Source organism: Spongorhabdus nitratireducens (genome assembly GCA_947387575.1).
Classification (GTDB): Bacteria; Pseudomonadota; Gammaproteobacteria; order Pseudomonadales; family Endozoicomonadaceae; genus CANDOC01.
The window spans coordinates 1-21346 of the sequence record CANDOC010000005.1 but is presented as its reverse complement, the minus strand read 5'-3'; the positions used below and the strand labels follow the sequence as shown (position 1 = coordinate 21346).

Here is a 21346-nt window from a genome sequence, read left to right as displayed (position 1 = left end):
TACTGAGCCTTCTATAAGGGTATTTTCGCATAAAAGGTTCAATATAGAAGGTACAATCTAGTCTCGATTAACGAACCAGTTTCCGGAAGAATTCCTCCGTCGGTGCCGGAATAACCGTTCGGCCAATTTGCATTCCGGCTTCCCGCGCTGCAGCCTCTCCGGCATCGACTGCCGTTTGCACCTGTTCCAGGTCTCCGGTCATAGTCACATAGGACTTGCCGCCAATTGCCATGGCCAGCCGGACATCAATCATTTTTACATCAGCAGCCTTCGCTGCAGCATCTGTAGCGACCAGCGCTGATGCCACACTGAAAAACTCCAACACACCAACAGGCCCAACGTCAGGAAAAGTCTCAGAGCCATTCAGGCCTGACAGCACTTCCGGATGAATATCAGTCATCAACAACCGGTCAACTACCAGCTGCTTTCCTTTGTCTTCCCCGGCCTGAACCGATGTTGCCACTGTGTGCAGATTACCGGACACAATGACCAGATACTTTCCGGGGCAAACTGTTTTTGCCTCCTCCAGTTTTATCGCCGCCACTTTGGTCATGGCATCGGCGGCTTCCATGCCTTTTGCAATGCTGGTGAATTCCAGCAATCCCAGCGCCTTGTTCATTAGGCCTGATCTCCTGTAATACCCAACTTCCGGGTATTAACCTGAATTACATAACAACTCATAAGGGTGTAAACCATAGGACTCGGCATGATTAGCATAAATAATGCCAAGAGGCACTTTATTTTGTGAATGAATGATTTTTTCTTGATCTGTGCAGGATAGCCGTAGAGCCCATTTATAACGGCATAGAAACATCTCTTTAGCATCACTCTTTTTCTACTATGCTTCCTGCTTGGTGCTTATGAGCTGAACGAAAAATGAAATATGCACGACACCTGCCTGCTTTACTGATTCCATTAACTGTGTTGTTTTCGCTGCTGACAGGGTGTGCTGGACGAGATCCCTATCCTGTCACTATCCGCCAGTTTGGTGATGATGATCGCAGCTGTGCTTCACTGGAAGCTGAATTAAGATCCATTGAGTCCGAGATTAATCACCGTTTACCCAAAACCAATAAAACCGGGAAAAACGTCGCTCTGGGTATTACCGGCGTATTCTTTCTTGTGCCCTGGTTCTTTATGGATCTGACCCAATCCGAACAAATCGAAATCGATGCCTATCGCCAGCGCTACAACCATTTGGTTGCACTGTCTGCAGAGAAGTCATGCAGCACCCAGAGCCGGCAGAAGATACCGAACTTTCGTGACACTGCAGCGTTTCAGGCTTATCAGGAAGAATACCTGAAACGTCAGCAGGAACAGCTCAATTTACTACGCCAACAACAGTTACAAAATATGCAGCAACTTGAGTTACAGAAACAAATCGAACAGCAAATCCAGCTACAGCAGCAACAGATGAATAAGCCCTCCAAATAACGGCTGTTTTCTGAACGTTCTTACTGGTGATCCCCGAAAATGGATCTATGCTTGGTATTCAACATAATCATTAGAAATACCCAGCCTTTTCTGGCATGCGATGGATCCTGAGGTTGAAGAACGGATGTTGAAGAACGGGTTAAGAGGAGACCGTCACTTCATCAGTAATGATTCGGAGGGCGTACCTTGACCAGTTTTTTGCTTTCCCTTGTGGCCCTGATTCTGGGCTATCTCACTTATGGTGCTCTGGTTGAACGACTGTTCGGCGCTGATCCGAATCGACCAACACCTGCACTCGAGATGACAGACCATGTGGACTTTGTACCCATGAGCTGGCCTCGTATTTTCCTGATTCAGTTTCTTAATATTGCAGGGCTTGGCCCGATTTTTGGTGCCATTCTCGGTGCACTATACGGACCTGCTGCCTTTGTCTGGATTGTCTGTGGATGTATTTTTGCCGGCGCTGTACACGACTATTTTTCCGGCATGATGTCAGTGCGGCATGAAGGCAAGAGTATTCCCGATGTTGTCGGTATTTATCTTGGCAGCCGGGTCTGCCAGTTTATGCGTCTGATGTCTATTATCCTGTTGCTGCTGGTTGGAACAGTATTCGTTGTCGGCCCGGCTTCCCTGCTTTGTAATCTTGGCTTTACCGGCATCTTTGCCACCAAAGCATTCTGGATAGTGGCAATTCTGGGCTATTACTTTATCGCGACCATTGTTCCTGTCGATAAACTGATTGGCCGCATCTACCCCCTGTTTGCTGTTGCCTTGCTGTTTATGGCGCTGGGTATTGGCGGCATGCTGGTATTCAAGGGGCTGCCTGTTCCGGAAATCGGTACACCGTCAGATCATCCGGCTGGCTTACCTGTCTGGCCCATGCTCTGTATTACCATTGCCTGTGGTGCCATCAGCGGATTTCATGCTACCCAGTCACCCATAATGGCACGTTGCATTTCTACCGAAATGTATGGCCGCCGGGTGTTCTATGGCGCAATGGTGGCAGAGGGTGTGATTACCCTGATCTGGGCCGCGGCGGCCATGGCCTTTTTCCCGGATGGTATTCAAGGGCTATCCATAGTGCTCGACAAGGGCGGACCGTCCATGGTGGTTAATGAGATTGCCGTGGGCTTGTTAGGAACGCTGGGTGGTTTTCTGGCCATTCTGGGTGTGATTGCCTGCCCGATTACATCCGGTGATACCGCTTTTCGCAGTATCAGGCTGATTTTTGCCGATATGCTAAAACTGTCTCAGTTTCCAGTATTTAACCGGTTATTGCTGGCCGTTCCGGTATTTCTTCTTGGTTACGGTCTGACACTTGTCGACTTCTCCGTTATCTGGCGTTATTTCGCTTTTTCCAACCAGGCACTGGCAACCATTGTCTTGTGGTCTGCTGCTGTTTACATGGTGTATCACAACCGTCCTGCATGGATCGCACTGATTCCGGCAACCTTTATGACCGGTGTCTGCAGTACTTATATTCTAATGGCGCCGGAAGGGCTGGGGTTATCAACGACTCATGCCTACCCGATGGGTGCCGTTGCTGCTGCACTGGCCTGTGCCGGATTCACCCTGCGCTTTTACTGGAACAAGCCAAAACCGGTCGAAGACGAGCTGGTTTAAGGTTTATATTTTCCCAAACAAAAGGCACCTGTCATCAGGTGCCTTTATCGAAACAAAAACCCTGTAAAACTCAATGTACCGAGTTTTGTGCCATCGCCAACTGATGCGATGGAATCCCTGTCATCGTTGCCACTGAACCGGCTCTTACTGATGCAGCCGGTGTCACTTCCACTGCCTGAGCATTAAGCCATTGACGTACAGCCTCCAGATGATCGGCACAGCTTTGGCAGACTGGATGTCGCTGGGAAAATTCCAGCAGAGGAATCGCTGTATAACGTAACGCCCGTAACAGATCAAAATGAAATGCTTCCGACATATCACTGGCCTGCAGCAGTGACAGTACTCTGCGGTACGGAAGAAACAGAAACGGGCTGGCTGTTTCCGGTTCATCCAGGCGCTCAAACAACGATGCCAGATTATGCATACTGACAATCCATGCCATCATCAACTGAGTATCCTGTGGCTTGCTTGCCCACAGTTTTGCCAGCTGTTCGGCTGCATCCCGGTAGGCTGATTCTGCCTGAAGCCAGCGACAGCTGTTGAAATCAGCATTGCCCTGCCGGAGTTTTTGTTGCCAGGTCGACATAACTTTTCTCTTTATTGCAAATGAGAACAGTTATTATTTGTATTAGAAAACTGCAACGTTGTAAACTCTACGCCGTACTTTTTACAACAAAGTTTCTATCCGGCAAGTACCAATCCCGCGAGAAGCTTGTTGTAGAAATTACTGCGAAAACCTTTTGGTCCCCGTGAGGAGATGAAGAGCCAGACCGGAGGGAGAACGTTGTGTCCAATCTGAATGATCCTGCTGTTGCCCGACTGCGCAGAATCGTGCGCTATGCCGAGCAACCCGACAATCCAGCGACTCTCCAGCTATGGCTGGAACTGGAGGCAACAACCTATTCTCAACCCAGGCGTCAGCGCTGGGCGGTCAATATCGCCTGTACCCGGTTATTACTGGAAGCCTTTGCCGATGATCTGAATCCGGCTCACTGGCGCTGTCTCTGTCTGGATAATATTTACCAGCCATTAATGGAACTGCAGCGGCTGGCTCTGACAGAACAGAACCAGACTGAACTGCGGCAGTTAATGCAGGAAGTCAGAACGGTCAGTAACTTTTTTAATCCCTACGATCACACCTGACTCGCACGACGATAGGGCTGTATAACCTGACGTTATCAGCAGACCAGATATAAGAAGACCAAAATATTTGACGGGCAGCCGGTTCTGCTGACATAAGTTGAGTAGCACCTTGTCTCGCTGCCTTTTTAACGCCTGTTCCTGATCCTTCATAAAAGGGGTCGCCTATGAACAGGTGCTTCAACATAACAAGAGGAAGATTCTGTAATGGAAACCCGTCTTGAAAAAGACAGCATGGGCGAACTGGAAGTTCCGGCTCAAGCATTGTATGCCGCTCAGACCCAACGCGCCGTTAATAACTTCCCCATCAGCGGCCAGCCCATGCCTGAAGCCTTTATTCGTGCTTTACTGCTGGCGAAAAAAGCGGCGGCAAAAACCAATGCCCGGCTGGATCTGGTTGCAGGCCCAATGGCTGTCGCCATATCCGATGCTGTCGACGAATTGCTGCTGAGTCCGGATCTGATCCAGCACTTCCCGGTTGATATCTTCCAGACCGGATCCGGTACCAGTTCTAATATGAATGCCAATGAAGTACTGGCAACGCTGGCCAACAAGAAAATTTCGGCCAGCCAAAAAGCGACTGAAGCCGTCAGCCCCAACGATCATGTAAATTATGGTCAGAGCAGCAACGATATTATTCCCAGCACCATTCATATCAGTGCCGCACTTGAACTGGAGCAACGGCTTCTGCCCGCACTGGAATACCTTTCTACCGCAATAAAGAATAAGGCAAAGACACTAAAGGATCAGATCAAGACCGGACGTACTCATCTGATGGATGCCATGCCGGTTCGAATGGAACAGAGCCTGCTCAGCTGGGCCACCCAGATTGACCAGAACATTACGGCACTGGAAAGTATGCAACCGGCACTGCAAAGCCTGGCTCAGGGCGGTACCGCTGTTGGCACGGGTATCAATGCCCATCCGGATTTTTCTGCCGGCTTCTGTCAGGAGTTAAGTGAGATTACCGGCATTCAGTTTACGCCGGCAGCTAATCTGTTTACCCATATTGGTACTCAGGATATAGCCGTCTCGGTCTCCGGACAGCTGAAAACCACGGCAGTGTCACTGATGAAAATTGCCAATGATCTGCGCTGGATGAACTCCGGCCCTCTGGCAGGACTCAGCGAGATTGAACTGGAAGCGCTGCAGCCGGGTTCATCGATTATGCCTGGCAAAGTCAATCCGGTTATTCCGGAAGCTACGGCAATGGTTGCCGCTCAGGTGATCGGCAATGATGCAACGGTTACCGTTGCAGGACAGTCCGGAAACTTTGAGCTCAACGTAATGTTGCCGGTCATTGCCCGTAACCTGCTGGAAAGCATCAGTCTGTTGTCTAATGTTTCCCGTCTGCTGGCTGACAAAGCCATCAGCAGTTTTACCGTCAATGAAAACAACCTGAAACAGGCTCTGTCTCGTAACCCTATTCTGGTTACAGCCCTGAACCCGATTATCGGTTATCTGAAAGCGGCAGAGATTGCCAAGCAGGCTTATAAGGAAGGACGACCGGTGATTGATGTTGCCCTTGAAAATACCGATCTTTCCCGCAGTGAATTGGAAAAACTGCTGGATCCGGCAAAGCTGACAGAAGGCGGTATCTAGTCGCCGAGTAATAAAAGGGGGAGGAAATATCCTCCTTTTTTATTTTCAGCCACAAAAAAATAAGGCTGGTCACGGGTGATGACCAGCCTTTTGGTTAACCAGATCAGAAGATGGGGCCCGGACCTGACTAACCACTACTCGGAAAACGCGGAAATGTGGTTCCGCTTCCTTGCGGCCTCAGTACAAAAATCCTGTTTGTACATCGCTACCGGTTAAGCGTTAACGGATCAAAATGACAGCACAAAATACGTTAAAGGTAGTGCTTCCCTGCACCGATTCACTACAAATCCGATTTGTACCTCGCCGTGAAGCTTTAAACGATAAACAGACCTACAACCCAGGCTTGTTCCTTTTTCCTCTATTCAGGGTGTTGAGTAACTTCTCAACCAAGCCTTAATGAGAATTATTATCATTTAAAAAATGACGTCCGTCAAACCTTTTTCCAGAAAAAATTCACTTGCTGACAGTTACCTTTTGTGTGTCATCTTTCAGGTCAATATCATGATCATTTAGAATAATCTGATCACTCCCAAAGCACTTTTACGGAGCCTGTTTGAACACCAGCCCGATTATCGAGAATGGATTTCTCCTCAGTCGTCATAGCTATGACTGCAAGCACAATATAAATCAGGACTTTAAAGATAAGAGTTCTACAGATCAGAGCTATACAAAAATTGTGCTGTGGGTTATGACTGCTCACCAACCTGCCAGACTGGTGATTGAACAGGAACGGCCGGTGTTTTTTATTGCCACCAGCAACCTGACCAAAGCTGCAAAGCTTCTGAAGCAGTCAGCCATCCCCGTTTATCACAGATCACTAGAGCTGCAAACTTTTGACCAGCAACAAGTAACAGCACTGTACTTTGACACCATCAGACATGCCCGGAATGCTGCCAACATATTAAAGACGTCCAGCATTACCTGTTATGAGTCAGATATTCGGCTACATGACCGTTTTCTGATGGAGCGGTTTATTACAGGTGGCCTGAGCTTTACTGCAGAAACTATTGAGCAGCACCAGGGCTATATCGAGTACCGGCAGGTCAGAGTACGCCCTGACAGTTTCACTCCGTCATTCAAGGTTATCTCGCTGGATATAGAATGCTCTGAGCAGGGATCGCTCTACTCTATTGGTCTGCACGGACCCGATACAGCTGAAGTATTGATGATTGGCGATCCCGAGCCGGAAAGGGATGATATTAATTGTGACATTCACTGGGTGCAGGGCGAAAAGCAACTGCTACAGTCACTGGTCGACCGTATCACCCAGCTGGATCCGGATATTATCATTGGCTGGAATGTGATTAATTTTGACTTCCGACTGCTGGTAAAAAGAGCTAAACATCGCGGCATCAAATTATTACTGGGACGGGGACAACAGGAAGCCCACTGGCGTGACCGGAGAGATGAGAGTGAACAGGGTTTTATCACTCTGCCCGGCAGAATGGTGATTGATGGTATTGATGCCCTGAAAGCTGCCACCTGGCACTTTGACAGTTTCAGTCTGGAGCATGTATCGCAGGTGTTGCTGAACCGGGGCAAAGCAACCGAAGATGTGGACAATCGCATGGAAGCCATCACACATGACTTCCACCATAACAAGCAGAAGCTGGCTAAATACAATATCGAAGACTGCCGTCTTGTTTCCGATATTTTTGAGCATACTCATTTGCTCGATTTTCTACGACTACGCAGCCAGCTGACCGGACTGGAACTGGATCGTCAGGGAGGATCTGTTCAGGCTTTTACCAATCTCTATCTGCCCAAGCTGCACCGTGCCGGTTATATCGCGCCCAACCTGCCCCAAAGCGGTGGCCTAACGTCTCCCGGCGGTTATGTGATGGATTCCTTTCCGGGGCTTTATCACAATGTACTGGTTCTGGATTTCAAAAGCCTTTACCCGTCGATTATCCGCACCTTTAAAATTGACCCTATGGGCCTGATTGAAGGGCTTAAGCAATCCGATGACAGTATTCCCGGTTATCGCGGTGCTGTCTTTTCCAGAGACCAGCATTTTCTGCCGGATATTATTTCCTCCCTCTGGCAGCAGCGGGATAAAGCCAAACAGCTGGGTGACAGTGCCTGCTCCCAGGCGATCAAGATCCTGATGAATTCATTCTATGGTGTACTGGGATCCGGTGGTTGTCGTTTTTATGATCCCCGTCTGGCCAGTTCTATTACCATGCGTGGTCATGACATTATGAAACAGACTGCACAATGGATTGAGCAGGCCGGACATAAGGTTATCTACGGCGATACTGACTCAACCTTTGTATTACTCAACAAGGAGCTTGATCATAATCAGGCCGACTGTATTGGAACCGCACTGGCAGCGGATATAAACCGGCGCTGGGAAGAAACCTTACAGAAAGAATATCAGCTGGAATGTCATCTTGAGCTGGAATATGAAACTCACTACAGTCGTTTTCTAATGCCAACCATCAGGGGCTCTGAAACCGGCAGTAAAAAGCGCTATGCAGGGCTTAAAGTTGATGCCAAAGGAGAAACACTGGTTTTCAAGGGATTGGAAACGGTACGTTCCGACTGGACATTACTTGCCAAGAGCTTTCAAACATCTCTGTATCAGCAGGTGTTTGCAGATCAGTCACCTGAAGCTCTGGTGCGTGAAACGGTGCAACAGACACTGGCAGGACAAAAGGATAATCAGCTGATCTATCGTAAAAGGCTTCGCCAGAGGCTGGATCAGTATGTAAAAAATATCCCGCCCCATGTCCGTGCTGCCCGTCGTGCAGATGAGTTGAATCAGCAGGCAGGCAAGCCCCTGCGTTATCAGAACAAGGGCTGGATCAGCTATATCATTACAGTGAACGGGCCGGAAGCCGTCGAACACTGTTCCAGCCCTGCCGACTATCAACATTATATCGACAAACAACTCAAACCGGTTGCAGATGCCATTCTACCATTTGCCGATCTGGACTTTGACCAGCTGATTGATGGCCAGCTGGGACTATTCTGAGGTCAGTTTGCCTTGGGATCTTCTGCTTCAAAAGGTCCGTTACATCCCAGCTCGGGATGACGGGGCTTGTGAGCGAGGAAGAAACGATGCATATCTGTAAAGTCCTGATCCTGGTTACCACTCAGGCTGATAGGCTCCCCGATCACGACCTGGCGGTTTTCAAAATCAAGGGCAACCGGTAAAACCGGCACACCGGCCTTGAGCGCAATATGGTAGAAACCTGTCTTCCACTTACTGACTTTGGAGCGGGTCCCTTCCGGTGTAATCACCAACACAAAATTATCCGACTCCCGAATAACCTGGGCGGAATGTTCGACACGGTTCATCTTTTCGTCACGCTTGATCGCAATGCCTCCGAACCCTTTCATCAACCAGCCAAGAGGTGGAACGAATAAGGAGTGTTTGGCAAAGAAGCGTATCCGCAGGCGCAGGATCAGTTTGGCAGCAATAGCCACCACAAAATCCCAGTTAGACGTATGGTGGGCAACAATAATGACGCATTTATTGATTCGCGGAATACTGCCAACGACTTTCCAGCCTCCCATCAACCATAAAACCAGTCGACCAATGGCTTCCTTGAACCCGTTTTTCGCTACAAAGTTGTTGTGGAAAAAGGCGTGTTCTGTCTGTTTTCGATCCTGACTCATATTCCTTGTTTTACTATTCCTTTGACTAGCAGGGTCCATATTATCAGTGAGGCAACTCAAATCTGTTGCCTGAATATCAAGCACCTTCCAGGGAAGATGCTTGATATTGTACAAAAGAACAGGTTTTAAAGCGCCTGAGTATATTTACCTTACGTTTCAAAACTCATTTTTCAGCTTTAAAGCTTGGACCATGAAAAGTCCGTCGCGGATTACCACGCTCCAGCTCCCAGTGTTGTTGTCTGCGGACATTGCGGTTTCTGGCATCCTGTTCATGGCCCTGCTGTTCCAGCTTGTGCAGCAACAGTGCTGTAGCCAGCCGCTTGTTGGCATGCTGACTGCGCTCGGACTCAACCCTGACACTCAAACCTGTCTCGATATGTGTCGCCTGGACAGCACTGTCGGTTTTATTCACATGCTGACCACCCGCACCGGACGCCCGGCAGGTTTTATAGCGAATCTCATGACTGACTTCCTGCGAAGACACCTCATAACACTCCCCGCCAAAAAACCAGTTTTTACGCCTGTGAGCCGGTCGATAAGGACTGGGACAGATCCATAGAAAACTGCCGGTCCATTGTTGTGCAAGCGAATGACTGCCTTCGCCTTCCAGCGCAACCAATACCGATTTATAAGTACCTGAACGTGCTCCCTGCTGGCTCTCAATAATCTTTACCCTGACCTGTTTTGAGTGGGCTTCGGCTTCCAGCCGGCGCAGGCCGAGCGCAACGGCTCTGGCACATTCCTCCGGTCCCTGCCCGGCAGATAACTGCAGAATAATCATCCTTCACCTCCGTGTCTGGTTGGCTTCCTGGCCTTTCCAGCTCTACCTGCATTACCTGTTTTATAAGTCACAACAGGTTTAAACCGGGCAACTGGACGAATAAGCCCTGCAGTCTCGAGATCACGAATAACATCGTCACATTTCTTGTAGGCTTCCGGCGCTTCGTCGTACAACAGGGTTTTATCCGCACAGACAACCTGACTGCCAAAGCGGGTTTTATATAACTCACTCTGCTGATATTTACCCGTTAACCGGTTGCGGCAATCTCCCCTCGCCCATTTCCGTCCTGCACCATGGGCAAGAGAATACAGCGAAATTTCCGAAACAACGGGTTGTACCAGATAGCTGAAATCACCACGGGAGCCGGGAATCATTACCAGTCCCTGAGTAGCCGGTGTCGCGCCCTTGCGGTGCAACCAGCCCGCTTCTCCTTCAACAGTTTCAGCGGTCACAAGGTTATGGGTTACATCCAGCAGGCATGATCCATCACTCCGAACGGCCTGCAGAAAGCGTTCTGCAATCAGCTCCCTGTTTAGCTCGGCCCAACGCACAGCTTCGTCATGCTGACTTACATAGTCATTAAATTCCGGAGTATCCTGCACCAACCCCTGATGCCCAAAGCAGGTGTCATGCTGTTGCAGAATATGCTGCCCCAGCCCACGTGAGCCCGAATGAACCAGCAGCTGCAGGCGTCCTGAGTCAATGCCGGCCAGATGGCATTGCTCCCGATCGTAAATCTCATCAAGCTGCTGGAATTCGGCAAAATGATTACCACCGCCAATGGAACCCAATGCCGCATCAAATCCAGCAGTCTTGATTTCCTTCTCATTCTTGCCAGCACTGACCCGATCCTGCCACTGCTCATCAAGGGGCGTTTCAAGGTTTGCATGCTGTAGTTTTGCTGCAAGTTTTTCCGGACGGTATTTGGCAGTTTTCAGCGAGGTCTGCCATAGCCCAATTCCACAGCCGATATCATTTCCGACCAGCGCCGGATAAATTCTTTGTGAAGTAAAAAATGCTGCGCCAACCGGATATCCACGCCCCGGATGCAAATCCGGCATACCGGATACCCGAATCATGTCTTCGAGTTCAGCTGTCGTCAGCAGTTGTTGAATGGCCTTGCCTTCAATCCAGCTGGAGGAAGACGCAACAAGATTGGCTTTTAATGATAAAGCCTGAACACAATTGTCCATTAACCAATTCCTGAGAAAGGTTCAGAGAAATAAAACTGGAATTGGCAGGCCTGATGGCCGGGTGACTGTTACGAGTACGCGGCTGAGCCTGCAAAGGAATTGTTGAACGTCATTTTTTTATCCTCCTTTGCATTGCTAATGAAATGGTGAAACTGGAACAGGAATACTAAACAAGGCCCTTATGAAAAGCAAACAACCTGTTCCAATCTTTTGCAGACAAATTTACGTTTACAGCTTCATATCAGCCTGACACTTCAATCCGGCAGGTATCCGATTTTCAGGATTATCCAGTACCAGACGAACTCCGAAGGTTGACGACGCGGCATCAATCACAGCGTCAACCGTATCAACCCTGGCTTCATGATGGCCTCCCACCGGATCAGCCAGAATGACACTGATTTCATTGCCTTTCTGAACCGAGCCAAACAGGCTGGCTGGCAGCACCAACTCAACATGCAATGGATTGAGGCGGGTTACAGTCATAATCGGGTCTTCACCCACATACTCCCCCTGATCCAGCAGCTTCTCAGTCACGATACCACTGATGGAGGAACGGATTGTTTTCTGATCAATCTGAGCCTGAATCTGGGCCATTTCCAGCGCAAAAATCCGGTTATTGATTTCTATCTCGTCCTTCTCCTGCTCCGAGATCAAATTGCGCCGGTATAGCTCTTCATTCCGGCTGATGGTTCTTTTACCGAACTCGGTCTGGGCCTTTTTCAGGGCCAGTGATGCCTGTTCAACTTCGGAATGAAGTCTGATCAGAGGCTGCCCCTTGCGAACATAATCCCCTTCTCGCACTTCTACCGAATGAATCACCCCGACTACCGGGCTGGCGACAGAAACCTCAACACTGGGTACCAACAAACAATCCATAACCGCCTGATCACCGGCGACTGGTGTCGATAATGTTGGCTGGATTTCTCCGGTTTTCATTTCCAGCAGTGCTTCTATTTCTGCCTGGGTTTTGGCTGCTGCCGGAACAGTAAAAATACCCAGCGCTATTGATATCAGGCTGCTGTCTCTCAGCCACTTCCCCATTTTGGTGTGCGTATACAACATTGCTTATATTTCTCTTTTATTCACTTTGCCCGGCAAAAGCCAGTGCATCGCTCTGACTGGTATCATGTTTGAATGTTGCCTTGCGGGCAAAGTAATTATCCTGCTCGGTCTGCTTCTGTTGCATTCGAAGGATATATTTTGCAGCGTATTTGCCCGGTAGGGATGAATAGCCACATAACCGGATAATTTGCAGGCAGGCTTTTATCGGTAAGGAATCGAGCTTCAGTTCTTCTGTAGTCAGGATCATTTCAAAGCTGCCGGGATCACCCTGACGGGCACAACGACCTTCCAGCTGACGATCCACCCGGCCGGATTCATAATGCTCGGTCAGAATTACATGCAGACCACCAGCGTCCTTTACCGATGTCGCCAGTTTAATATCGGTACCCCGCCCGGCCATATTGGTCGCAATGGTAACCCGACCGGGCTGACCGGCGGCCGCAACAATATCGGCTTCGGTTTCATCCTGCCGGGCATTCAATACCTGATGACAGATTTTGGCTATATGCAGAACCTGACTGGCCTGCTCTGATGCGGCCACAGAATGAGTACCGATTAGTACCGCACGCCCGGCCTGAACCTGTTGTTTGACACTGGCAGTGATGGCCTGCCACTGGCTATCGGCATCCGGATAAATCTGAAACGGCAGGTGTTGTCTGCGGTTTTTCCTGTTGGGCGCCACAATGCTGACTCTCAGACCATAAACATCCCACAGCTCACGACAGACTTCGGTTGCTGTTCCGGTCATGCCGGCCAGATGGAAGTAGCGCTGAAAAAAACGCTGATAGCTCATTTTGATCAGTGTGGTTCGCTGGTCAGTCAGTTCACACTCTTCTTTCAGCTCCACCATCTGATGCAGCCCCCGCTCCCAGGAACGCCCTTCCATGACCCGTCCGGTCAGTGGATCAACCAGTTCGACCTTGCCTTCCCGGATCAGGTAATCCCGGTCTTTTTCAAACAGAAAACGGGCACTCAGGGCTTTCTTGATAATCTCTTCCCGGCGTACCGAACCTCGCCACAAAATAGCCACCGGTTGATCGCCGAGAGATTCCACCAGCTGTTTGACCTGCTGTTCAAGCTGCTTTTGTCCCGATTCGGTTAATTCGATCTGTTTGGTTCGGGGAACAATCTGAAAGTGTTCAGTTTGATTCAGGTGTTGTGCCAGATCCCAGGCTTGCCGAATAAACGTCTGCTCTTCTTCATTGGACTGACTGCCGGAAATAATCAGCGGTGTTCGTGATTCATCAATCAATACACTGTCAGCCTCGTCTACAATGGCAAAGTGTAACCCGCGTTGCAGCAACTCGGATTCGACTGATTTTCCGGTCAGGTAAGCCGCGTGTTTCTGCAGAGAGCTGGCACGGGGCTGTTGCATTCGATCCCGCAAGTAATCAAAGACCAGTTCTTTACCGGTGATATAAAGAATATCGGACTGATATTGCTCGCAACGGTTGCCATGTTCCACCTCATGAGTAATTACACCCACACTCAGGTTAAACAACTGATAGAGCGGTACCAGTGATTCAGCATCACGGGCTGTCAGGTAATCATTCACGGTCACCACATGCACAGGTATTCCTGCCAGCGCCGCAGTAACAGCAGGCAAGGCAGCCGTTATGGTTTTACCTTCCCCGGTCTGCATCTCGGCAATACGACCATTGACCATCACCCAGCCGCCCAGCAACTGACTGTCATAGTGGCGCATTTCAAGTACACGGCCGGTGAGTTCCCGAATGATGGCAAAGCATTCGGCAACCAGCGGATCAATAAATCCCTTGCTTCGTATCTGCAAACCAAGCTCAACAGCACCAGATACCAGATCAGGCGTTGATGTTTTCTGAATACACACAGAATGCCGGTGAACCGCCCGAAGAAAGGCTTTTTTTCGGGCAAACTGTAACAGGCCAATAAAAGGCAAACGCCCGGATATCCAGGCCACAGCCTGATCCAGCTTGCCTTCAGTTGCTCTTCGTTTTTCAGGCTGATGCCGTATATCCGCCGGCGCACAGGTAGCCGTCCACGACATGGTCAGAACTCCAGTTCCCGCAGCATAACCCGTCGAAACTGACGATAGAGTCGAATTCCTGCCGGCTCGGGGCTGTGTTCAAACCGGACATAGACTCGCTCCCCTATTCTGTGGGCCGGGACCTGAGATAACTGAACATCAAACAGAAAGACCGGGTCAAAGGCCTTCGGCTTGTCCCTGGACTCGGGATCAAGCGCAAACAGGCCACCACCTTCAACGCCCAGCGCCGGGCTGGGCAATACCTTCTGGGCTCCAGGTACCTCCGCTATAACAGAGGCCGGCAGACTGGTTTCATACTGTTCTGCCAATCGAACCCTGACTTCCTGGACATCGGCACGCACATCCTGTACTTCATCCTGATCAACGGCCACGGTTACCCGGTATTCTCCGGGCTCCAGCACATAACCCAGCAAAGTGCCACGGGGCAGAAATCTTCCTTCCGGTTCCACCGGCAAAGCAATTGAAAAGGTGCCATTGGCCGGACTGCGGGTCGTCAATTGTTGCTGTTCATCCAGAACCCTTTTTAGCTCTTCCCGGGTAGATTCCACTTCCTCAGCAATTACCCGCGCTTCAACCCGCCGGTCTTCGGAGACAGCGGTCTGATAGGTCAGAAACAACTCTTCCAGCCGGGCAGCGCTTTCTTCTACCTTGGCATCAAGGTCGGGGTTGGTATGTTGTATAAGTGGTGTACCAGTCGTGACATAACTGCCGGGTTCTACCAATAGCTCAGTGAAAAAACCGTTGGTACCCGACAGTACCCGGTTACCTTCCGGTGCAGAAACCACACCATGGGCCACCGTAAGTTTGGGAACCGGAACAACAAACAGCATTGAGGCCAGAATACCAAGGCCTAAAAGAGTGGCTCCCCATACCCGGAATCGCCGGGTGCGGATAGCCGGATCAGCAATCAAGAAATGCAGCATATTCAGTAATGGCTTGAAAAAAACGTTGTACAGCGACCAGCATGCCAGCATCACACCAATAAAAAACAGTTCACTGGCTACAAACAGGGCAATGGTCAGGGTAATAAAAATACGATAGCCAAATGCCAGCACCGCATAGGTGCCCATCCAGCGGGCTTCGCCCCGACTGTCTGCAGGCGATGTTTCGGTATCTATTCCCAATAACCAGCGCCGGGCCAGATAACCAATCTGACGGTTACCCCGCTCGGCCATATTGGGAATTTCCAGCCAGTCGGCCAGCACATAGTAAGCATCAAACCGCAGCAGCGGATTACCATTAAACAACAGGGTGGAAACACCACAGATCAGCAGAATATTGAATGCCAGACTTCGGGCCAGCCCCGGCTCAGCATTCACCCACAGTATCATTGCCAGTGCGGCGATAAAGGCTTCCGTCAGAATGCCTGCCGCCGCTACCGTCATTCGTTGATATTTACTGCGAAATGCTGCAGAGCTGCTGGCATCAACATAAGGTACCGGGATAAAGATCAGAAACATCAAACCCATTTCATGTACTTCACCACCCCAGCGTTTAATCGCCCAGGCATGCCCCAGTTCATGCACCAGTTTGACCAGCGGATAAATCATTGCCAGCAGCAACATATTTTCTGTCGCCAGTACCCTGTCGGCCAGATTGCCGGTGAGAGCATCCCAGTGAACCGCTGTCTGTACCAGCGCCCAGCCGACACATAACAGCCAGATCAGGCCTGTTAACGGATTAAACAGCAAACGTGCAACCCATTGGGTGCGGTTCAGAAAGGATTCAGGGTCGAGCAGGGGAATCTTTAGAGCCAGCGGCGACTTCAGGATTGCCATCCACTTTCTTTTTTTGATATCCCGCGACCGTCGAGACAGTTCCTCAATATCCGGCATGGAGCCTGCCTGCAGTGCACCGGCACGATACAGCTCTCCCAGCAGGCGGATGACCTCATCCTGGGAGGGCATATCATCGCCCAGTCGTTCACCGGAACGATGCCAGATTTCATCGACGGTAGATTCACCGTCCATCAAGCCGATCAGGGCGTAGGCTTGTGGAGAAAAACGGTGTAATTTTCCCGACACTTCATCCTGCAGCACATACCAGACTTTACCGCGGAAACTGTGACGGTGAATATTGGCATGGGTTCTTAACTGTGGCTGAATATCAGCAACCCGATACCAGTCGGCACTGAACATGGAACCTGACATATCAGGGCCACCATTCCCAGGCTTTCAGCTCAAGCCACTGCAGCAATGGCCGGGTCCAGATCCAGATCAGTTTGGCATCACCGGCAGAAACCTTGGCAATACCCTGCATGCCCGGACGCAGATGAAGGTCATCGTTTTCCAGTGCTGCTTCTACCCGGAAATAGTTTCCGCCATCTTTCGCTTCAGTAATGGAAGTGATTCTGGAAACCTTCAGCGGATAAGTGTCATCAGGGCGCGCATTCAACACCAGTTGCCCCGGCATACCGTCACTGATATCGCCGATCTGATGCTCATCAACCCAGAGAATAACCCGATAGGAATCCAGCGGCGCAATTTCAAACAGCACCTCTCCCTGTTCAACGACACCACCCAGCTGCTGACTGAGGTCACCACTGACAATCAGACCATCAAACGGTGCGGTGAGGCGGGTACGTTGCAACTTGCTTTCAGCCAGCTTTAACCGGGCGGCCGCCTGCTCGATCTGAGCCTTGATAACCATGGCTTCAGCCGGCTTGCCTCTGGCCATGGCTTCTTCATACTGACGTTTTAATTTGGCCTGCTCACTGAACAGACTGATTCGATCCAGTCTGAAATCCCGGTCATCCATCTGGCTGAGCAGCTCACCGGCACTGACCTGATCACCAGCCCTTGCCGGAGCCGTCTCAATATAACCTTCAAAGGGAGCGACAATGGCCCGACGAACCGTGCCTTCCAAAGTGCTGTCGGCAGCAATCCGGTAGTCGCCCTCGGCCACAGAAAAGAATGCAATAAGTATTAGCAAACCGGCAGCTGTCAGCTTACGACCGAAGTAGCCTTTGCCTATTAACCGTTGCAGCTGGGTTTTCAATGCCAATCCGGTTTGATTCAAGATTGACCTGTCCCGCTCCTTACGATCTCGTAACAGCTCCCCGCATAAGGCGGTTACACTCTGAACCTGCGCGATCTGTGCGGCTGACAATGATTCTGTTCCTGCCGCTTCCAGAATCACTGCTCCATAATAATCTTCACCCGAGTGAAGAGGCACAGTGAGCAAGGTGCCAGTTTCATATTCTTTAGCCAGTTGCCGGTGTTCGCGCAGCACCAGCGATTCGGTTTGCTGATTCTCCCGGGGTGGCCACTGCACCATTGTCCGTTGCAGAATGGCTTCATCCATAACCTGCCCCAGACTGCGCACCAGATTCATTTTGTGGCCGAACTCTGCCGAATGAGACAGCGCAACCACCTTGCTGTATTCACCCTTGCGGAATCCCAGACTGACACGTTGGCAGTTGAAACGAATTGCCAGCTCATTTACAAACGCCATGGCTGCCGCATCAAATTGCTGCTCGGCCATTACCGCAGCCAGACACTCCAGTGCCGTCGACATGCGTTTGATATCATCATCCTGACCTTCGCTGCGGACACGATACTGTAACAGCTCAACCCATGCCCCTCCCCATTGCAGTTGCTCCATAATCGCGGGCAACCGTGCTGCGTCACAACGGATTTTCATTGCGATCACAGCCATCAGTTCACTGTCCATCCGTAATGGCAGGGCAAGCATGAATATTCCGGATGCCTGTGGCTGTACCAGACCACTGTCTTTTTCAACCACTTCTTCCAGTAATGACAGGAGAGCAGGATCGGGAGGATTATCGGCGGGACAGGTTGCTACCGGCTGCAACTGTTGTTCAGTGCAAAGGGTTAATAAAGCGCCTTCAGCCCCGACTCTGGCGGCCTGAAGTTCCAGCCATGATTGATAGTAGTGTTCCAGCCGGTTGGCCTGACTGAATTCTGTCCATAGCTGTTTTAACTGCTCTACAGGAGCTTCTTGCTGCATCAAACCTTCTACTGCCTGATTCTTTTTCACTAAACCAGTCAACTTTTAACTGAACTGGCTATCATTACACTGGCAACTTCAAGCCAGAAAGCGTCAGAAGCCTGATATTTTTATAATCCGGGCTCCTGACGTTCAGGCATTATCAGGCAGTGGTTTTCTTTTCATCTACAGCAGCGGGGATGTTACCGAAGCGCTCTTCATACTGTTCCAGTACATTATTCAGCAGCACCGCCATACGCTTGGCTGCATGAGGGTTCAGAATGATCCGGTCAGACAGCTCAATGGTCAGCTCTTTCTGTTGAGCATTCCACGCCTGGTTCAGACCAAACAGCATGGTGATTTCTTCGCGGGTGCTGGATACGTTGCACACATTGGCATATGTGCTGCGCATTTTGGAATCATCCCACTTGATTTTGGTTTCTGCGTTTTTGGTTTTATCAGACATAAACCGTCTCCTTTACTACCGGTTTTTAATCGTACTTCTAACAAACAGTACTTCTAACACTTCGAATGTCGTTTCAAACCGGCTTGTGAAACGACATTCTGCAGCCATTACTGGCGATTCAGAGCCTGTTCCCATTCAACCGTAACAGGTTGGTCAGGAGAAGCCAGTGTTTGCGTTTCTTCATTCCACAGCCAGCTGTCTTTTCGTGATGCTGTTGCGGAAGTCATTGTGCTTCGGTTCAGGCTTTGTGCAGACCGGCCCTTGCGTTCCGCCACTTTCCAACCGGCAAAACCGGCAATGGCAACGGCTGCAAGCTCATTATCATTTGCGGGCTCCAGTTCAAGCGGTTCCTGACCTTCAGCATCCGGTGCCGCTTCTTCAGGGTTTTGATCCGGCTCACACTGCGCCCCCTCATTGCCTTCACAACGGTTTTCATCCGTAGCATCTACCGGAGCTTTTGGCTCTTCCGGTGCAGTTTCCGGTTCCTGAGGTGTATTTTCATCTCCGGCTGCGGTCCCCGGCAGATTCTCGATAATGTCATAAATGGACACGACAGCAGAGTCACTGTTACGACTGAATGATTCCCTGCCGGCATCAGCAACGACATCAAAGGCCTGTACTGTTGGCTGGAACAGCTCTCCCGGTGTAGTAACCACCTGCTCAATCGTGCTGAAGCCGATACCCGGAGTCTGCTGGTTGTAGAGATCAAACTGGGTTCGACCGATCAGATCCAGATCACCCTGTCCCAGACGAACAACAAATACTCCCTGGTCAAACTGATCAGAGTTGGATGAGATCAATGCACGGCCATACTCACCCATCAAACCGTCTTCGGACAGGTCAGCAACAAACAAGTCATTACCAAAACCACCGAACAGCAGATCGTTATCAGCACCGCCGTCAATCCGGTCAGCTCCGCCGATAAACAGCTCTGTGGTTTCAACACTTGTGCGACCGCCATTTGTCAGCAGTACCTGACCACCGTCACCTGAAATAAAGTCATCTCCGGCATTACCGGACAGCAGGTCAGCGCCTGCACCACCGATAATGGAGTCACCACCGGCGCCACCCTGGATTTCATCGGCATCACCATTGGCTGAGTTTTCAGAGTTGACTTCAGTAATCGCCAGCTCATTACCCGTAGGCACGGTAGCCAGAGCAAAGCCCAGGTCGCCGAGAATCAGGTCACTGCCATCACCACCGAAGATTTGTTCGGCACCCAAACCACCGAAGATCAGATCTTCGCCACTGCCACCCCGCAGAATGTCATTACCTGAAGTAGCTACTGTAGTATCAGTTGTTCTGTAGCTGACTGCATGGCCATTACTATATTCAGCAACACCATTGTCGCCGAAAATTACATCTCTGCCGGTTCCGGTTTCGACAATATCATCACCCACACCGGCCATTACCAGTGAGTCACCACCGGCCGTGGTCAGGCGGTCAACATCACCTATAGTACTGATATCACTGGCTACACGCTGTCTCAGACCTGCAGCATCGTAGGTTATAACACCGTTGTCACCCAGCAGGGTTTTGTCACCGTCGGTACCGGTGGTAACGGTGTCACTGCCAAAGCCGGCAATAACCGTCTTGGCACCATCGCCAAGGGTAATAGTATCGTTGTCACCCTGGCTGGAATCAGTTGAAATAACCTGCTGTGCCAGACCGTTTTGCCAGGTCATCCGGCCATTATCGCCGATAACGAAGTCGGTGCTGGTGCCAGTTGTGATGCTGTCAGCCCCGATGCCACCGATTACGACATTGACATCATTGCTACTCTGGCCGCCTAACACCAGGGTGTCATCACCACCCACTGTGCTGGTGCTGACGGCACGCTCAAGGATGTTGTTGCTGTCATAAGCAATTTCACCTTCATCACCCAATACATAGCGGGTGCCCTGGCTGTTTTGCGTGGTTGTAACGGTATCGTTGCCAACACCGCCAATCACGACCTTGTCGCCACTGCCCAGAGTAATGCGATCATCCCCACCGCCGGTATTCAGCGTACTGGTCATGCTGTACAGGAACTCACTACCGGCATTACCGCGATACAGCATGGTGCCGTTGTCGCCCAGTACATGATCCTTGCTGATTCCGGAGCTGACGGTGATTTCATCACTGCCGGCGCCACCGATCACCTGGTTAACATTACCGGACAAGCGGATGATGTCATCACCACCTTCGGCTTCATCAGTGCTGCGCAGGGTACGCAGGGCTCCGGCATCCAGTACCATTTCACCGTTATCACCGATCACTCGGTGTGTGCCCTGCTGGCCACTGGTAACCGTATCGTTACCAGTACCGGCAATGACCGTCTTGGAGCCATTCCCCAGATTTATGGTGTCATTACCGCTCTGGCTGGCATCAGTTGAAACAGCTTGCACAAGCTGGCCAGCCTGCCAATGCATCTGACCATTGTCGCCGAGAATAAAGTCGGTACTGTC

General features: G+C 50.5%; 15 protein-coding genes and 1 pseudogene. 5 read left to right on the top strand and 11 right to left on the bottom strand.

Annotated elements, in window-relative coordinates:
* Window positions 1-67 precede the first annotated feature (67 nt).
* Window positions 68-619: a BMC domain-containing protein gene (locus ACYZZ0_RS10345; RefSeq protein ID WP_461536544.1), complete on the bottom strand. Its 552-nt coding sequence runs from the start codon at window positions 617-619 to the stop codon at window positions 68-70.
* 257 nt (window positions 620-876) lie between these two features.
* Between ACYZZ0_RS10345 and ACYZZ0_RS10340 the strand changes: the two genes are divergently transcribed.
* Both ACYZZ0_RS10340 and ACYZZ0_RS10335 read left to right on the top strand, forming a co-directional pair.
* A complete protein-coding gene (locus ACYZZ0_RS10340) occupies window positions 877-1434 on the top strand; it encodes a hypothetical protein (protein ID WP_461536543.1) in 558 nt (185 codons plus the stop codon).
* A 186-nt stretch (window positions 1435-1620) separates the two neighbouring features.
* Window positions 1621-3057 carry a carbon starvation CstA family protein gene (locus ACYZZ0_RS10335; protein ID WP_461536542.1) on the top strand — a complete coding sequence of 479 codons (1437 nt, stop codon included), beginning with the start codon at window positions 1621-1623 and terminating at the stop codon, window positions 3055-3057.
* Window positions 3058-3127: 70 nt separating this feature from the next.
* On the opposite strand, the gene ACYZZ0_RS10330 is transcribed toward ACYZZ0_RS10335, so the two are convergent.
* A complete protein-coding gene (locus tag ACYZZ0_RS10330) occupies window positions 3128-3643 on the bottom strand; it encodes a hypothetical protein (RefSeq protein ID WP_461536541.1) in 516 nt (171 codons plus the stop codon).
* 200 nt (window positions 3644-3843) lie between these two features.
* Here ACYZZ0_RS10330 and ACYZZ0_RS10325 point away from each other — a divergent pair, with 200 nt between their 5' ends.
* From ACYZZ0_RS10325 to ACYZZ0_RS10315, 3 genes are all read left to right on the top strand, one after another.
* Entirely contained in the window at window positions 3844-4200 is a 357-nt protein-coding gene (locus ACYZZ0_RS10325) for a hypothetical protein (protein ID WP_461536540.1), read from the top strand.
* Window positions 4201-4404: 204 nt separating this feature from the next.
* Entirely contained in the window at window positions 4405-5799 is a 1395-nt protein-coding gene (locus ACYZZ0_RS10320) for a class II fumarate hydratase (protein ID WP_461536539.1), read from the top strand.
* Window positions 5800-6352: 553 nt separating this feature from the next.
* On the top strand, window positions 6353-8776 hold the full coding sequence (locus tag ACYZZ0_RS10315) for a DNA polymerase II (protein ID WP_461536538.1): 2424 nt from the start codon (window positions 6353-6355) through the stop codon (window positions 8774-8776).
* 2 nt (window positions 8777-8778) lie between these two features.
* Here ACYZZ0_RS10315 and ACYZZ0_RS10310 read toward each other — a convergent pair whose 3' ends face one another.
* The 9 genes and pseudogenes from ACYZZ0_RS10310 to ACYZZ0_RS10270 form a co-directional block, all read right to left on the bottom strand.
* Entirely contained in the window at window positions 8779-9423 is a 645-nt protein-coding gene (locus tag ACYZZ0_RS10310; RefSeq protein ID WP_461536537.1) for a 1-acyl-sn-glycerol-3-phosphate acyltransferase, read from the bottom strand.
* A gap of 163 nt (window positions 9424-9586) precedes the next feature.
* A complete protein-coding gene (gene prfH, locus ACYZZ0_RS10305) occupies window positions 9587-10204 on the bottom strand; it encodes a peptide chain release factor H (protein ID WP_461536536.1) in 618 nt (205 codons plus the stop codon).
* Window positions 10201-11397 (bottom strand): RNA ligase RtcB family protein, encoded by a 1197-nt coding sequence (locus tag ACYZZ0_RS10300; RefSeq protein WP_461536535.1) that lies wholly within the window; start codon window positions 11395-11397, stop codon window positions 10201-10203. Before ACYZZ0_RS10300 ends, prfH begins: the two co-directional genes overlap by 4 nt.
* Before the next feature lie 228 nt (window positions 11398-11625).
* Complete coding sequence (locus ACYZZ0_RS10295; RefSeq protein ID WP_461536534.1) at window positions 11626-12459, bottom strand: efflux RND transporter periplasmic adaptor subunit; 834 nt, start codon at window positions 12457-12459, stop codon at window positions 11626-11628.
* Window positions 12460-12475: 16 nt separating this feature from the next.
* On the bottom strand, window positions 12476-14485 hold the full coding sequence (locus tag ACYZZ0_RS10290; protein ID WP_461536533.1) for a preprotein translocase subunit SecA: 2010 nt from the start codon (window positions 14483-14485) through the stop codon (window positions 12476-12478).
* A gap of 2 nt (window positions 14486-14487) precedes the next feature.
* Window positions 14488-16635 (bottom strand): site-2 protease family protein, encoded by a 2148-nt coding sequence (locus ACYZZ0_RS10285; RefSeq protein WP_461536532.1) that lies wholly within the window; start codon window positions 16633-16635, stop codon window positions 14488-14490.
* Between the two features lies 1 nt (window position 16636).
* Window positions 16637-18484 (bottom strand): efflux RND transporter periplasmic adaptor subunit, encoded by a 1848-nt coding sequence (locus ACYZZ0_RS10280; protein WP_461536531.1) that lies wholly within the window; start codon window positions 18482-18484, stop codon window positions 16637-16639.
* 112 nt (window positions 18485-18596) lie between these two features.
* Window positions 18597-18899, bottom strand: coding sequence for a DUF3467 domain-containing protein (locus ACYZZ0_RS10275; RefSeq protein WP_461536530.1), 303 nt, complete (start codon window positions 18897-18899; stop codon window positions 18597-18599).
* Between the two features lie 107 nt (window positions 18900-19006).
* Window positions 19007-21346 (bottom strand): annotated as a pseudogene (locus ACYZZ0_RS10270) (hypothetical protein); the annotation flags it as partial.

Coding starts and splice junctions, on each gene's coding strand:
- ACYZZ0_RS10295 (WP_461536534.1), bottom strand. CDS start 12,459: ATGTTGTATACGCACACCAAAATGGGGAAGTGGCTGAGAGACAGCAGC.
- ACYZZ0_RS10330 (WP_461536541.1), bottom strand. CDS start 3,643: ATGTCGACCTGGCAACAAAAACTCCGGCAGGGCAATGCTGATTTCAAC.
- prfH (WP_461536536.1), bottom strand. CDS start 10,204: ATGATTATTCTGCAGTTATCTGCCGGGCAGGGACCGGAGGAATGTGCC.
- ACYZZ0_RS10345 (WP_461536544.1), bottom strand. CDS start 619: ATGAACAAGGCGCTGGGATTGCTGGAATTCACCAGCATTGCAAAAGGC.
- ACYZZ0_RS10290 (WP_461536533.1), bottom strand. CDS start 14,485: ATGTCGTGGACGGCTACCTGTGCGCCGGCGGATATACGGCATCAGCCT.
- ACYZZ0_RS10300 (WP_461536535.1), bottom strand. CDS start 11,397: ATGGACAATTGTGTTCAGGCTTTATCATTAAAAGCCAATCTTGTTGCG.
- ACYZZ0_RS10310 (WP_461536537.1), bottom strand. CDS start 9,423: ATGAGTCAGGATCGAAAACAGACAGAACACGCCTTTTTCCACAACAAC.
- ACYZZ0_RS10275 (WP_461536530.1), bottom strand. CDS start 18,899: ATGTCTGATAAAACCAAAAACGCAGAAACCAAAATCAAGTGGGATGAT.
- ACYZZ0_RS10285 (WP_461536532.1), bottom strand. CDS start 16,635: ATGTCAGGTTCCATGTTCAGTGCCGACTGGTATCGGGTTGCTGATATT.
- ACYZZ0_RS10340 (WP_461536543.1), top strand. CDS start 877: ATGAAATATGCACGACACCTGCCTGCTTTACTGATTCCATTAACTGTG.
- ACYZZ0_RS10320 (WP_461536539.1), top strand. CDS start 4,405: ATGGAAACCCGTCTTGAAAAAGACAGCATGGGCGAACTGGAAGTTCCG.